Here is a 14,545-nt window from a genome sequence, read left to right as displayed (position 1 = left end):
TACCTGTGGATTGGGAGTGTGACCGCCATGTCGATGGCTCAACGAGACGGTTTTATCTGGCTGGACAATGAAATGGTGCCTTGGCGCGAAGCCAAGACCCATGTGCTGACCCACACCCTGCACTACGGCATGGGCGTGTTCGAAGGCGTGCGGGCCTACGAGACCGCGCGGGGCCCGGCCATTTTCCGGCTCAAGGAACACACCGACCGGTTGTTCAACAGCGCCCACATCCTGAACATGAAGATTCCTTACACCAAGGAACAGATCAACCAGGCGCAGATCGACGCGGTGCGCGAGAACAAACTGCCGCACGCCTACCTGCGGCCGATGGTGTTCTACGGCAGCGAAGGCATGGGCCTGCGCGCGCACAACCTGAAAGTGCACGTCATGGTCGCCGCCTGGGAATGGCCCGCCTACATGAGCCCGGAAGCCCTGGAGCTGGGCATCAAGGTGCGCACCTCCAGCTACACCCGGCACCACGTCAACATCACCATGTGCAAGGCCAAGGCCAACGGCAATTACATCAATTCCATGCTGGCCCTGAACGAAGCCCTGTCCGGCGGCGCCGACGAAGCGCTGCTGCTGGATAACGAAGGCTATGTGGCGGAAGGTTCCGGCGAGAACGTGTTCTTGATCCGCGACAAGGTGCTGTACACCCCGGAGCTGACCTCCTGCCTGGACGGCATCACCCGCAAGACCATCATCCAGCTGGCCGAGGAACACGGCTACACGGTGCGCGAGAAGCGCCTTACCCGCGATGAGTTCTACATCGCCGACGAGGCCTTCTTCACCGGCACCGCCGCGGAAGTGACGCCGATCCGCGAACTGGACGGCCGCATCATCGGTGAAGGCAAGCGCGGGCCGATCACCGAAGAGCTGCAAACCGTCTATTTCGATCTGGTGCGCGACAAGCACGACCGCCACCAGGAATGGCTGACCCACGTTTCCTGAGTGTCTGAACCGCGGCGCCCACGCATCCTGGTCGTCGGCCCGTCCTGGGTCGGCGACATGGTCATGGCCCAGACGCTGTTCGCCGAACTGCAGCGGCAGCGGCCCTGCGATATTGATGTGCTGGCGCCGGCCTGGTGCCGGCCGCTGCTGTCGCGCATGCCGGAAGTGCGCCAGGCACTGGATCTGCCGTTCGGCCACGGCGAACTGAAGCTGCGCCAGCGGCGCGCCGAAGGCCGCGCCCTGCGCGGCGGCTACGACCGCGCCTTCGTGCTCCCCAATTCCCTCAAGTCCGCCCTGATCCCGTTCTGGGCCGGCGTTCCGGTGCGCACCGGCTGGCGCGGCGAAATGCGCTACGGCCTGCTCAACGACGTGCGCAAGCTGGACAAAGAGCGTTACCCCCTGATGGTGCAGCGCTTCGTGGCGCTGGCCCTGGACGCGGACGCGCCGCCGCCGCCCCTGGAAACGATTCAGCCGCCCCGGCTGCGCGTGGACAGTGACGCCGTGGCCGCCGCCCGCGCCGACCAGCGGCTCGCCGACGACCGCCCGGTGCTGGGGCTGTGCCCCGGCGCCGAATTCGGCCCGTCCAAACGCTGGCCGGAATACCACTACGCCGCCGTGGCCCGCCACTGGATCGGGCAGGGCGGCCGGGTGTGGCTGTTCGGCTCCGGCAAGGACCGGCCGGTGGCCGAGCAGATCATCGAGGCGCTGCCCGAGGCCCAGCGCGGCGAGGCGGCGATCCTGGCCGGCGCCACCAGCCTGGAGCAGGCGGTGGACCTGCTGTCGGTCACCGACGCCGTGGTCAGCAACGATTCCGGCCTGATGCACATCGCCGCCGCCCTGGGCCGGCCGCTGGTGGCGGTGTACGGTTCCACTTCACCCGGCTTTACGCCGCCGCTGGGCGAAGCGGTGGCGATTGAGCGGCTGGGGCTGGAATGCAGCCCCTGTTTCCAGCGCGAATGCCCGCTGGGCCACCTCAATTGTCTTCGCCAACTGGAGCCGGACCGGGTGATTCAGGCCCTGGCACGGTTGCCGGGCGTGCCGCGATGAACCACGACGGACGGGCGGTATGCGTGTTCTGCTGATCAAAACCTCCTCCATGGGCGATGTGATCCACAGCCTGCCGGCGATCACCGACGCGGCGCGGGCGATCCCCGGCCTGCGGCTGGACTGGGTGGTGGAAGAGGGCTTCGCCGACCTGGCCGGCCGCCACCCGGCGGTGGAGCGGGTGCTGCCCTGCGCCCTGCGTCGCTGGCGCCGGCACCCCTGGCGCGCCCGCCGCAGCGGCGAGTGGGCCACCTTCAAGAACGCCCTGCGCGAACGCGAGTACGACGCCGTGATCGACGCCCAGGGCCTGATCAAAAGCGCCTTTATCACCCGCCTGGCGCGGGGCCCCAAGTTCGGCCTGGATAAGGCCTCCGCCCGCGAGCCCTGGTCGGCGTTGGCGCTGGACCGGCCGCTGCCGGTGCCCCGCGACGGCCATGCGGTGACCCGGGTGCGGCAACTGTTCGCCGCCGCCCTCGGCTACACCGCCCCGGACAGCGCCCCCGATTACGGCCTGCGCCGCACCCGCGCGCCGCGCCCGCTGGCCGGGCCCGGCGCCGAGCTGGTGTTCTGCCACGGCACCACCTGGCCCACCAAACACTACCCGGAAGCCTATTGGCGCGCCCTGGCGGAACGGGCCGCCGGCGCCGGCCAGCGGGTGTGGCTGCCGTGGGGCAACGACACCGAGCGCGCCCGCGCCGAGCGCATCGCGCAAGGGCTGGCCGGCGTCGAGGTGCTGCCGCGCCTGTCCCTGTCCACGCTCACCGACCGGATGCTGGCCTGGGACGGCTTCGTCGCCGTCGACACCGGCCTGGCCCACCTGGCCGCCGCCGCCGGGCTGCCCGGCGTGGCGCTGTACGGCCCCACCGACCCGCGCCTGACCGGCGTCTGGGGGCCGCGCGCCCGCTCCCTGGCGGCGGAGTTTCCCTGCGCCCCCTGCGTCCAGGAAAAGTGCACCTATCAAGGCAACCTGGGCCAGGGGGTGAACCCGCCCTGTTTCAGCAGCCTCAAGCCGCACCGCGTCTGGCAGGCGTTGATGGAAGTCACAGCGGACGGAGCCGCCGACCGGGTGCCGGCCACGGGGGGCGGCCGATGAAGCTGGCGTTCCTGCTGTTCGAATACTTTCCCTACGGCGGTCTGCAACGGGACATGGTGGCGATCGCCACCAAGGCGCTGGAGCGCGGTCATCAAGTGACGGTGTTCACCCGCGCCTGGCACGGCGACCCGGCCCCCGTCGACGGCCTGGAAGTGCGCACGTTGCCGTCCGCCGCCCGCAGCAACCACGCCAGCGACGCGGATTTCGCGCGCCGCGTGACCGCGCTGCTGGACGGTTTCGACCGGGTGGTGGGGTTCAACAAGATGCCGGGGCTGGACTGGTACTACGCCGCCGACGGCTGTCTGGCGGACCGCTACCAGGGCCTGAAGACATTACTGCCGCGCTACCGCAGCAAGCTGGCCATGGAAGCCGCCGTGTTCGGGGCGGACGCCACCACCGGGGTGCTCTCCATCTCGCCGCCGCAGAAGGCGCTTTACCAGCGCCACTACGGCACCCCGGACGCCCGCTTCGTGTCGCTGACGCCGGGCATCCGGCGGGACCGCGCGCAGCCCGCCGACCACCTGCACCGCCGCACCATCCTGCGCGCCGAGTTGGGCATCAGTGAGGTGACGCCGATGCTGCTGTTCGTGGGCTCCGGCTTTCGCACCAAGGGCCTGGACCGGGCCCTGCAGGCCCTGGCCGGGCTGCCCGGCGACGCCCGCCTGTTCGTGGTCGGCGAGGACAAGGCGGCGCCCTACCAGCGCCAGGCGCGACGCCTGGGCCTGGAAGGGCGGGTGCACTTCATGGGCGGCCGCGACGACGTGCCGGCCTGGCTGTGGGCGGCGGACCTGCTGGTGCACCCGGCCTACGCCGAGAACACCGGCACCGTGCTGCTGGAAGCGGCCATCGCCGGCCTGCCGGTGCTGACCACCCGCGCCTGCGGCTACGCCGACTACATCCGCGACGCGGACCTGGGCCGGGTGCTCGACGATCCCACCCCGGAGTCGCTGGCCGCCGCCGCGCGGGAATTGCTGGCCCTGGACCGGCCCGCCTGGTGGGAAAAGGCGGCCCGCTTCGCCGAGCAGGCCGACATCTACAGCCTCACCGACCACGCGGTGGACGCCATCGAAGGCGAGCCGCCGGGGGCAGGGCAATGAGCGCCCGGGCCCTGTTCCTGCGCGACGATCTGGCCGCCGCCTGGCGCGGGCGGGAGCCGTTCGCCCAGGCCGCCACCCAGACCGGCGAAGTCTACCGGGCCCGCGAGGGCCGGCGCACGCTGCGGTTCGAGGCCGCCGGCCGGTCTTACTTTCTCAAGTACCACGGCGGCATCGGCTGGCGAGAGATCATCAAGAACCTGACCCAGGCCAAGGCGCCGGTGCTGGGCGCCATGTCCGAGGTGCGCGCGATCCGCGCCGTGGCCGCCGCCGGCATCGACACCCTGACCATCGCCGGTTACGGCTGCCGCGGCGCCAACCCGGCGCGGCAGGAATCGTTTCTGGTCACCGATGAGCTCAGCGACACGGTCAGCCTGGAAGAGCTGGGCGAGGCCTGGCGCCTGGACCCGGGCCCGGCGCCCTTCAAGTGGGCGCTGATCCGCCGGGTGGGCGAGATCGCCCGGGCCATGCACGGCGCCGGCGTGAACCACCGGGATTTCTACCTGGGTCATTTCCTCATCGACCGTGGCGCGGTGGCCGGGCACGACGCCGGCGCGCCCCTGTATCTGATTGATCTGCACCGCTCCCAGGTGCGCAACAAGGTGCCGCGCCGCTGGCGCAACAAGGACGTGGGCGGTCTGTATTACTCCACCGCCCGGCTGGACCTGACCCACCGCGACCTGCTGCGTTTCGTGCGCGCCTACACCGGCCAGCCGCTGCGTGAGGCGCTGCGCGAGCACGCCGCCCTGTGGCGCGCCAGCCGCAAGGAAGCGGAGAAAATCTACCGGCGCTATTTCGAGATCGAACCCAGCTTCCCGCTGCGCTACTGCGAGCATCCGGGGAAGGACATATGAGCGGCGCGCCGGCGTTTTCCATCGTGATTCCCGCCTACAACTACGCCCACTTCCTGCGCCGGGCGGTGACCTCGGCGTGCACCCAGGACGGCGCCGACGTGGAAGTGCTGGTGGTGGACGACGGCTCCACCGACGACACGCCGGCGGTGATGGACAAGCTGAGCGCCGAGTTCGGCGAGCGGCTGACCTATCATCGCCAGCCCAACCAGGGGCCGGCGGCGGCGCGGGCCAAAGGGCTGGCCCTGGCCCGCCACGACTGGCTGGTGTTTCTCGACGCCGACGACGAACTGTTGCCCGGCGCCCTGCGGGTGTTCGCCGATCTGATCGCCGCCCACCCGCGCAGCCGCGTCGCCATCGCCGGCCATCTGGCCCGCCACGGCGAGCGCGAGCGCCGGGTCGCGCCGGGGCCGGTGAGCGACAGCCGCCGAGCCAATTTCGCCGCCTACCTGGACAAACAACTGAGCCTGTCCAACGGCGCCTGCGCCCTGCACCGGTCGGTGTTCGACAGCGCGCCGCTGGCGTCGCCGTTGCCGCACACCGAGGACATGCCGGTGTTCGCCCATCTGATGGCCTGCTACGACGCCTGCAAAAGCGACCAGCCGGTGCTGCGGGTACACCACCACGGCGGCAGCCGCCGCAACGACGTGGCGGCGGCGCTGGCGCTGGGCATGGACCTGGAGCGCGCCATCTTCGACGACAACGGCCTGCCCGACTGGGCCGGCGAGCTGCGGCGCGGTTACCGGGCGCGGCGCGCCCTGTCGCTGCTCAAGCTGGCGGCCCGCGGCGGCCGGCCCGACCAGGTGCGTTTTTTCTTTCACCGCGCGCTCGGCGCCGACTGGCGGCGGGCATTGCAGCCGCGCTATCTGCGCCGGTACCTTGCCAGTTTTGTTCGCCGGGGGAAGCGATCGTGACCACCAGCGCCGCCGACACACCGCTCACCTGGCCGCAACTGGCCGCCCTGGACTGGGCGCGGTCCGGCGGCTTTACCCTGGATATCGACGGTGAGCCGTTGCGCGCCGAGGCGGTGCTGCGTCATTTGCCCGGCCGCCGTATCGCGGTGCGCGCCCGCTGGCGCGGCGCCACCGTGTTCGCCAAGCTGTTCTTCGCCGGCCACGCCGACGAAGCCGCCCGCGAGCTGGCCCGCCACGGCGCCCTGGTGGAGGCCGGGGTGCCGACGCCGGGGCTGATTTTCGAGACCGTCGGCAACCAGGGCCCGGAACGGGGCGCGGTGCTGATCCAGGAGTGGGTGGGCGGCCAGTCCGGCCAGGCGACCCTGCGCGGCGAGCAAGGTCTGGCGCTCGCCGGTGACCTGCTCGACAGCCTGTTCCTGCTCTACCGGGCCGGCCTGCGGCAGCTGGATCTGCATCTGGATAATTTTCTGTTCGACGGCGAACGCTTTCTCGTCATCGACGCCGGCGAAGTGGTGCCGCTGCCCGGCGGCCTGCGCTACGAACCGGCGATTCTCGACAACCTGGCGCTGTTCTGCGCCCAGGCACCGCTGGACCTGCGTGACCGGCTGCAGGAGCAGGTGGCGGTGCGGCTGCGTCAGGAGGGGCTGCGCAGTGAACCGCTGGCCGCCATGGTGCGCCGCCGCAGTGACCGGCGACTGCGCAGCGCGATGAAAAAGTGGCGCCGGGAAAGCTCCGCCATCGGCGTCTGGCATGAACAGCAGGAACAATGGCTGTACCGCCGTTCGCTGAACCGCGAGGAGTTCGAGGCCCTGTCGGCCTGGTTGCGTGACCCGAAGAGTCTGGCGCTGATCAAGGAAGGCAGCCGGGTGAGCGTGTACGGCAACGACCAGTGGATCGTGAAGCACTACCGGGAAAGCGGCCCGAAGACCCGCCTGCGCCGCGCGCTGTTCAAGACCCGCGCGGACATTTCCTGGGTGATGGGCTGGACCTGGGCGTTGCTGGGCGTGCCCACGCCGCGCCCGGCGATGCTGCGCCGCTGCGCCGACGGCGAGGCGGTGATCGCCTTTCCGCGCTTGGAAGGCACGCTGGCGTTGAGCACTCTGATGGAGGAACAGCGCGAGCGGGCCCGGCGCGTGGCGCCATCTGTGGAGCTGTGGCTGAAGCGGCTCGGCGAGACCGGCTTCTGGCACGGCGACGCCAAGGCGCAGAATATTCTCGTCGACGACCAGGACCGGGTGCACTTCATCGACCTGGACGGCGCCGGCTTCAGTGGTGTCAGCCGGCGCCGGGCCCGCAAACAGGCCCGGGATCTCAAGCGTTTCAAACGGAACTGGGTTCAGTTCGAGGAAAAGCCGCCGGCCCGCTAGCGGTTACAGCCGGCCGTCGCCGCCTTCCATCAGAGACCGGAAGCGGGCGTGGTAGCTTTCGATGCTGAACGATTCGTCGAAAATGCGGTACTGCTCGCGGCGGGTTTCTTCCAGCTGTTCCGGCGTGGCGCTGCCCAGATACTCCAGCACCGTTTTCACCGCCTCCGTGCTTTCCTTTTCAAACAGCCAGCGCTTGTCCCGCAGTATTTCTGGAATGCCGCCCACCGGGGTGCCGTAGCCGGGCACCCCGGCGGCGATCGCTTCCAGCATGGCGATGGGCAGGCCCTCGCGCAGCGACGGCATGATGAAGGCGTCGAACGCGGACACATAGCGGTAGGCGTTCTTGCGGCCGCCGGCGAAAATCAGCCGGTCCGCCAGGCCGTATTGCTTCGCCGCCTCGCGCATTTCGTCAAGCAGCTCACCGTCGCCGATCACCACCACATGGGGCGGGTTGTCCATCTGGCGCATGGCGTCGATCAAGTATTTATGGCCTTTCACCGGGCGCATGCGGCCGACGGTGCCGATCACCCTCGGCGCGTCCACCGGCACGCCCAGGTCGCGGCGCGCCTGCTCCCGGTCTAGCAGGTTGTCGCGCACGATCTTTTCGTTCACGGAATTGGGGATCGCCACCACTTCGTCCGGCGTGAAGCCGCGCAGCAGCATGTCCTGGCGCACCGCCTCGGAACAGGCGGCGAACTTCCAGCCGCGCATTAGCAGTTTGGCGAACAGGCGCCGGCGCGGGCGCTTGAATTCGCCCATGTTGTGCACCACCGAGATCTTGCGCACGCCGGGCAGGAACAGGGCGCACCAGGCCACGAACACCGACGGCTTCATGCGGTGGGTGATGATCACATCCGGTTTATCCCGGCGCAGCTGGCGCAGCACCTTGAGCACCGCCGAGGGGCGAATGCGCTTGATGTCCGACTTGCTGAAATTGAACGCCACCGTCTCGCAGCCGAGCCGCTCGCCCAGGTTGCCGGCCTCGCCGTGGAAGATATAAAAACTGCGGTCGTGGCCTTGGGCGGCGCGGATCACTTCCTCGAACAGATCCACGCCTTCCACGGTGTCATTGCGGTATTTGCATACCTGAACCACTTTCATTGCGTGTCTCCTGTTGTCTTACATAGGCGACCAGCAGCGCCATGGGGATCCACACGCTGGGCCAGTTATACATAAACGGCGTATAGGGATGAATGCCGTCGAACAGCACCGCGCTGAAGCCGGTGGCCATGGCCGCCGCCAACACCGAAATGCGCTGCGGGTAGCGCCGCCAGCCGCGCCACAGCGCCGGCGCCCACAGCATCACCCACAGCCCCAGCCCCAGAAAGCCGATGTGGTAGAGCAGCGACAGGAAATAGTTGTGCGGATGGTCCTGCACCACCGGCTCGCCGTCGACCACGATGTGCAGCTCGCGGGTTTCGTTGGCCATGCCGTGGCCGGTCACCGGCGCTTCCAGAATCATTTCCCAGGTGGCGGACCAGAGCTGCGGGCGCTGGCTGGTGCCCCGCTCGGTGATCATTTCCGGGTTCAGGGCCAGCGCGGCGGCGGCGACCAGCACCACCGCCACCAGCGGCACCAGCAGCCGCCGTTTCATGGTAATGATCGGCAGCGCCATGCAGCCCACCGCCAGCGCCACCAGGGTGGAGCGGCGCTGGTTGGCGGCCAGATACACCAGCAGCGCCAGGGTGATCAGGTAAGGGGCGAGCCGGGTCAAACGCCCCGGCGGCAGTTGCCGGCTGGCGAAGAAAGCGAAGAACGGCAGCGTGATGCAGTACATGCTGGCGTAAAGCTGGTTGGTGTCGAGCACCAGCCAGGGGCGGATTTCAAATACCTCGAACACACCGTACAGCTGCGAACTGAACGGCCGGTCGACGATAAAATAGTAGGCGAAGAAATCCACCAGCGCGGCCACCGCGGCGACCCCGGTGCCGATCAGCAGGGCGCCCCAGAACGCGCGCGGGTAGCGCTGCACGGCCAGCTCCACGAACGCGAACAGGGTGAAGATCTCGATCAGGGCGCGGCCGAAGCGGCTGGGGTTGGGCGCCGGCCCGAAGAAGGTGGAGAAGGTGGCGTAGCACAGAAACGCCAGCAGCCAGCCGTGCCGTTTCAGCAGTGCCAGCGGCTGGTGCCGGGACGCCACCGCCACATAGATCAGCGCCGGCAGAAAGAACACCGCGTCCAGGGCGTTCATCAAACCGGTGCGGGACGGGAATACCAGCAAGCCGGAAAACATCAGGCTGAAGCACAGCGTCAGCCAGCCGCTGAACAGCACCGGGGCGGAGCCTGTGGAATCGGAGACGGAGCGGGGTCGGGTCATCGGTACGGATGGTCCTGGCCGGGCGGTTGGTGTTTGAAGCGTTTGTGCACCCAGAGATACTGCTCCGGGTGTTTGCGCACATAGCCTTCAATGGTGCGGTTGATGCGGGCGGTGTCCGCCTCGTCGTCGCCGCAGGGAAAATCCTCCAGCGGCGCGCCGAACTCGATCTCGTAGCGGCCGCCGGGCAGGCGGTAGTGGGCGCAGGGAATCACCTTGGCCTTGCCCATGCGCGCGATGCGGCTGGTGGCGGTGATGGTGGCCGCCGGCACCCCGAAGAACGGCACGAACACCGCGTGGGCGGTGCCGTAGTCCTGGTCCGGCGCGTACCAGACCACCTCGCCCTGGCGCAGCAGGCGCACGGTCTGTCGGATGTCGTTGCGGTCCACGGAATGGTTGACCCAGGTGCCGCGGCCCTTGGTGATCAGATGATCGAGCAGGGGGTTGTCGTTGGGGCGGTAGACCACGCTGAAACGGAAGAACTTGCCGAGCAGGCGGCTGCCCACGTCGATGCTGTTGAAGTGCATGCCCAGCAGCATCACGCCGTGCCCTTCGCGGCGGGCGGTTTCCAGATGCTCCAGGCCGCTGACGGTGAGCCGCTTGTCCAGGTCGATGCGCTGGTTATGGAAGGCGCCGGCCATTTCCAGAATCGCCTCGCCGGTGCTGATCATGACGCGCCGGGCGAGGGCCTCGCGCTCCTGCTCGGAAAGCTCCGGAAAGCACAGCCGCAGGTTGGTGAGCGCCACCCGCCGGCGTGAGGCGGCCAGGTACCAGGCCAGGCGGCCGACGCCACGGCCGGCGGCCAGCAGCCAGTCCCAGGGCAGCTGGCCGATCAGCCAGAACAGGGCCAGGCCCAGGCGCGTGGGCCACAGGCGCGGATCGGACGGTGAGACCGGACGGTGTCGGCGCTTCCCCATGGCGCGGTTAGCCCTGACCGGCGCGGACCGGCCGGCGCATGGTGTCGCGGTTGCTGAGGCTGGCCAGCATCAGCGCCAGGGGCAGCCACAGGCACATCCAGCTGGGGTGGAACGGCACCAGCAGGTAGGCGCCGGCGCTCAGCATGGTGAGCAGGCCGGGCAGCAGGGCGACCAGGAACACCGCGCCCTCGCGCTGTTCGCGGCCGGCGTCCGGCAGCCGCCAGGCGGGCACCGCCCAGGCGGCGATGAACAGCGCCAGGCCGATCAGGCCGGTGCTGTGCACCACCGCCAGCAGCACGTTGTTGGGGTGCGGCAGCACGCGCAGGCCGTCCGGAATCGAAACCAGCAGGGAGTCACCGCCCTCCTGGCTGAGCCCGTTGCCGAACAGCGGGTGGCTGAAATACATGCCGGCCTGGCGCAGCACCTCGAAATCCAGCGCCAGGTAGAGCGCCACGGCGCCGGCCAGGGCGGCCAGCAGACGCTGCTGGTAGCGCAGCAGCACCCAGCCCAGGGCCAGCACCAGCAGCATGGCGCCGGACTGCCAGTGCACCGCCACCAGGAAGGTGAAACCCACCAGCGCGCCGGCACCGCGGCGGGCGCCCTTGGGGGTGAAGCCCTCGTCCAGGGTCTGGGCGAGCAGAATGAACGACGGCGCCACCAGCGCCATGGTGCCCAGCAGCGGACCCGGCTGGGGCAGGTTGAAGATCAGGCTGGCGGGCTGGCTGAACAGCGGGCTGGTGAGCGGCTGAATGGTGTAATAGCTGACCATGATCACCGCCAGCACCACCATGGCGGTCATGGCGCCGTTGGCCAGCGCCTGTTTCAGGGTGTGGCGGTAATAAAGATGCACCCAGCGGAGAATGCCCACCAGGATGATGATTTCCACGGCGGCGCGGATGGTGCGCGAGCTGTTGGCGTCCTCGGCCCAGACCATGGTCAGCAGGGTCCAGCCCAGAAAGGCGTACAACGGCACCAGCCAGGGGTCCAGCAGCAGGCGCCGGTCGCCGCTCACCAGGGCGCGGGTGAGCAGCGTCAGCGACGGCAGGAAGAACAGGACGTCCACCACGTTAAGCAGCGCCACCCGCGAGTGGAACAGGAAGGGCCCGGTGAACATGACCGCGAAAGAGACCGTCAGCCACAGTCTCAGCCACCTTCCCTGCAGTGCGTTGTGGCGCAAAGCCGTCATAGAATTATGTCCTGTCTCGAATCGTAGTCGCGCCGGGGAGGGCCCTGGTCCGGCCGCACCCGCCCGGCAAGCGGCAAAGTGTACTCAGCGGGGCTGCTCGCATCCACCGCTATGCTACACTGCGCGCCAGTTTGAGGCTCCCCGTGGCGCAGGAGTAGGTGATGCACAACCCGCGAATTCCCCCCTTTGGCCAGGCCCGCGTGCTGGTCGCCGGCGACGTGATGCTGGACCGTTATTGGCACGGCCCGACCGGACGTATCTCTCCGGAGGCCCCGGTGCCGGTGGTGCGCGTCACCGAACTGGAGGACCGCCCCGGCGGCGCCGCCAACGTGGCGCTCAACATGGCCGCCCTGGGGGCCCGGGCGGAACTGGTGGGGCTCACCGGCCAGGATGAGGCCGCCGGCATTCTGGAGCAACGCCTGGGTGCCGCCGATGTGCTGTGCGACTTCCAGAAAGTGGCCGGGCTGCCCACCATCACCAAGCTGCGCGTGATCAGCCGCCAGCAGCAACTGCTGCGGCTGGATTTCGAGGAGTCCTTCCAGGACCAGGACCCGGCGCCGTTCGCCGAGAAGGTCAAAGGCCGGCTGGCCGGCTGCGGCGCCCTGGTGCTGTCCGATTACGCCAAGGGCGCCCTGCGCGACTGCCCCAGGCTGATCGCCCTGGCCCGCGAGGCCAGCGTGCCGGTGCTGGTGGACCCCAAGGGCAGTGATTTCAGCCGCTACCGGGGCGCCACCCTGCTGACCCCCAACCTGGCCGAGTTCGAGGCCGTGGTGGGCCCGGTACCGGACGAAAAGACCCTGCTGGAAAAAGGCCAGGCACTGATGGCCGAGCTGGATCTGGGCGCCTTGCTGATCACCCGCAGCGAGAAGGGCATGACCCTGCTGCGCGCCGGCCAGACGGAGCTGCATCTGCCGGCCCACGCCCGTGAGGTGTTCGACGTGACCGGCGCCGGCGACACCGTGATCTCCACCCTGGCGGTGTCCCTGGCCGCCGGTGCCGACCTGGCCGAGGCGGTGGTGCTGGCCAACATCGCCGCCGGCATCGTGGTCGGCAAGCTGGGCACCGCGGTGGTGTCCGCCCCGGAGCTGCGCCGCGCGGTGCACCAGGCCGGCGGCCCCGGCCGCGGCGCGATGACCGAGGAGCAGCTGCTGATCGCCATCGGGGACGCCCGCGCCCAGGGCGAGAAGATCGTGTTCACCAACGGCTGCTTTGACATCATCCACGCCGGCCATGTGGGCTATCTGGACTCCGCCCGCCGCCTCGGCGACCGGCTGGTGCTGGCGGTCAACAGCGATGACTCGATCCGCCGGCTCAAGGGGCCGGGCCGCCCGATCAACTCCCTGGAGCGCCGCATGGCGGTGCTGGCGGCCCTGGAGGCGGTGGATTACGTGGTCGCCTTCGACACCGATACGCCGGAGCCGCTGCTGGAAAAGGTGCGCCCGGACATTCTCGTCAAAGGCGGCGACTACAGCGTCGACCAGGTGGTGGGCGCCGACATCGTCAAACGCCACGGCGGCCGCGTGGAAGTCCTCGACTTCGTCGAGAACATTTCCACCACCCATATCGTGCAGAAGATTCGCTCCGAATAGCACCGCGCTTCAAAAGCGGGGCCGCTTGTGGGAGCTTGCCCTGCAAGCGAAAGGGTGGCTTTCAGCCACCCGGCAGGATTCCAGAGGCCGTTCTGACGGCCGCACAAACAGCGTCTCTGGAATCCTGCCGGCAAGCTTCGCTTGCCTTTCGCGGGCAAGGCCCGCTCCCACAAGGCCCGCGGTTACAAGGTCTTTCTGTAGCGCGACGGGGTCTGCCCGGTCCAGCGTTCGAAGGCGCGGATGAAGGCGGCCGGTTCGCTGTAGCCGAGCAGGCCGGCGATCTCCTCCACGCTGCGTGACGAATCCGCCAGGTAGCCGCGCGCCTTCTCCAGCCGCACCCCGTCGAGAATCTTCTGATAGCTGCGCCCGGCGTCGCCGAGCCGGCGGCGGAAGCTGCGCTCGGGCATGTCGAAGGTGGCGGCGGCCCGGTCGGCGCCGGGGAACTCACCGATAAACAACTCCAGATAGGCCGCCACGCGGTCGGGCAGGCCCTCCGGGGCTTCCGCCTGGCGCCGTGCCAGCAGGGCGTCGCACTGGTTCTGGTACATCTCCTGGGCGGTGCGGTTGTAGCCGGGCAGGGGCTGGGCCATATCCTGGTTGCGGATGGTCGCCTGGCACCAGGGCTGGTCGAACTTCACCGGCGCCCGATAAAAATCCTCGTAGATGGACGCTTCGGCGGGTTCGGGAAACGGCAGCCAGACTTCCAGCGGCGCCAGGTTGAGGCCCAGCTGGGTCTGGATTTCGTTGACCAGGTTGAAGGTGCCGGTCATGTCCCGGTCGATAAGGATGCGCCGCACGCTGTCCGGCAGCGGCACCGGCTCGAGGATCAGTTTGGTGGTGTCCTCGCCGGGCACCAGCGACAGCTTGCCGTAGAGGTAGGTGAGCGCCTGGTAGCGGACGCCGATCTGAAAGCCCTGGAAGGCGGTGCGGCTGGTCATCAGCAGCATGGTCAGCGGGCCGTAGCCGGCCAGCCCGAAGCGCTTGCCCATCTCAAAGCCGAACAGCGGGTCCCGGGCCAGCGGCAGCAGCTCGGTGAGCACCGCCAGCTCGCGGTCGCGCTCGATCTCCCCGTTGGGATCCAGGCGCTCCGGCTCCAGGCCGTGGCGGGCGAGAACCGGGGCGCAGTCCACGCCCCGCTCTTCGAGCACATCCACGGTGGACATCAGGGCAAGAATGGAACGCAGGGGCATGGGAAACGCCTTGGCCGGAATTATCAATTTTCCGG

At 69.0% G+C, this 14,545-nt stretch carries 13 protein-coding genes; 8 read left to right on the top strand and 5 right to left on the bottom strand.

Going from position 1 to position 14,545, the window contains the following annotated elements:
- The first annotated feature begins 27 nt into the window (after positions 1-27).
- Genes ACMG4O_RS01240 through ACMG4O_RS01210 form a run of 7 tightly spaced genes read left to right on the top strand, consistent with a single transcriptional unit; the run spans position 28 to position 7,314 of the window.
- Complete coding sequence (locus ACMG4O_RS01240; RefSeq protein WP_142950018.1) at positions 28-951, top strand: branched-chain amino acid transaminase; 924 nt, start codon at positions 28-30, stop codon at positions 949-951.
- Entirely contained in the window at positions 952-1,998 is a 1,047-nt protein-coding gene (waaF, locus tag ACMG4O_RS01235) for a lipopolysaccharide heptosyltransferase II (RefSeq protein WP_414434241.1), read from the top strand.
- A gap of 19 nt (positions 1,999-2,017) precedes the next feature.
- Positions 2,018-3,088 (top strand): lipopolysaccharide heptosyltransferase I, encoded by a 1,071-nt coding sequence (gene waaC / locus ACMG4O_RS01230; protein WP_194855166.1) that lies wholly within the window; start codon positions 2,018-2,020, stop codon positions 3,086-3,088.
- Positions 3,085-4,185, top strand: coding sequence for a glycosyltransferase family 4 protein (locus ACMG4O_RS01225; RefSeq protein ID WP_414434240.1), 1,101 nt, complete (start codon positions 3,085-3,087; stop codon positions 4,183-4,185). Before waaC ends, ACMG4O_RS01225 begins: the two co-directional genes overlap by 4 nt.
- Positions 4,182-5,036, top strand: coding sequence for a lipopolysaccharide core heptose(I) kinase RfaP (rfaP, locus tag ACMG4O_RS01220; RefSeq protein ID WP_414434239.1), 855 nt, complete (start codon positions 4,182-4,184; stop codon positions 5,034-5,036). Before ACMG4O_RS01225 ends, rfaP begins: the two co-directional genes overlap by 4 nt.
- Entirely contained in the window at positions 5,033-5,947 is a 915-nt protein-coding gene (locus tag ACMG4O_RS01215) for a glycosyltransferase family 2 protein (protein WP_194855163.1), read from the top strand. Before rfaP ends, ACMG4O_RS01215 begins: the two co-directional genes overlap by 4 nt.
- The gene (locus ACMG4O_RS01210) at positions 5,944-7,314 is read left to right on the top strand and encodes a lipopolysaccharide kinase InaA family protein (RefSeq protein WP_414434238.1); all 1,371 of its coding nucleotides are present in this window, start codon (positions 5,944-5,946) and stop codon (positions 7,312-7,314) included. Before ACMG4O_RS01215 ends, ACMG4O_RS01210 begins: the two co-directional genes overlap by 4 nt.
- 3 nt (positions 7,315-7,317) lie before the next feature.
- Here the strand turns inward: ACMG4O_RS01210 and ACMG4O_RS01205 are convergent, their stop codons facing one another.
- Genes ACMG4O_RS01205 through ACMG4O_RS01190 form a run of 4 tightly spaced genes read right to left on the bottom strand, consistent with a single transcriptional unit; the run spans position 7,318 to position 11,731 of the window.
- On the bottom strand, positions 7,318-8,415 hold the full coding sequence (locus ACMG4O_RS01205; RefSeq protein WP_370202310.1) for a glycosyltransferase: 1,098 nt from the start codon (positions 8,413-8,415) through the stop codon (positions 7,318-7,320).
- A complete protein-coding gene (locus ACMG4O_RS01200) occupies positions 8,381-9,631 on the bottom strand; it encodes an O-antigen ligase family protein (RefSeq protein ID WP_142950026.1) in 1,251 nt (416 codons plus the stop codon). Before ACMG4O_RS01200 ends, ACMG4O_RS01205 begins: the two co-directional genes overlap by 35 nt.
- Positions 9,628-10,545: an LpxL/LpxP family Kdo(2)-lipid IV(A) lauroyl/palmitoleoyl acyltransferase gene (lpxL, locus tag ACMG4O_RS01195; RefSeq protein ID WP_414434237.1), complete on the bottom strand. Its 918-nt coding sequence runs from the start codon at positions 10,543-10,545 to the stop codon at positions 9,628-9,630. Before lpxL ends, ACMG4O_RS01200 begins: the two co-directional genes overlap by 4 nt.
- Positions 10,546-10,552: 7 nt before the next feature.
- On the bottom strand, positions 10,553-11,731 hold the full coding sequence (locus tag ACMG4O_RS01190; RefSeq protein WP_142950028.1) for a hypothetical protein: 1,179 nt from the start codon (positions 11,729-11,731) through the stop codon (positions 10,553-10,555).
- A gap of 161 nt (positions 11,732-11,892) precedes the next feature.
- Here ACMG4O_RS01190 and hldE point away from each other — a divergent pair, with 161 nt between their 5' ends.
- Positions 11,893-13,320, top strand: coding sequence for a bifunctional D-glycero-beta-D-manno-heptose-7-phosphate kinase/D-glycero-beta-D-manno-heptose 1-phosphate adenylyltransferase HldE (gene hldE, locus ACMG4O_RS01185; protein ID WP_414434236.1), 1,428 nt, complete (start codon positions 11,893-11,895; stop codon positions 13,318-13,320).
- Positions 13,321-13,502: 182 nt separating this feature from the next.
- On the opposite strand, the gene ACMG4O_RS01180 is transcribed toward hldE, so the two are convergent.
- Positions 13,503-14,510 (bottom strand): AraC family transcriptional regulator, encoded by a 1,008-nt coding sequence (locus ACMG4O_RS01180; protein ID WP_414434235.1) that lies wholly within the window; start codon positions 14,508-14,510, stop codon positions 13,503-13,505.
- Between the last annotated feature and the right edge of the window lie 35 nt (positions 14,511-14,545).

Origin of the sequence: Alloalcanivorax venustensis (genome assembly GCF_047495515.1) — a bacterium.
GTDB lineage: Bacteria > Pseudomonadota > Gammaproteobacteria > Pseudomonadales > Alcanivoracaceae > Alloalcanivorax > Alloalcanivorax venustensis.
This window is presented reverse-complemented; position numbering and strand designations above follow the sequence as displayed.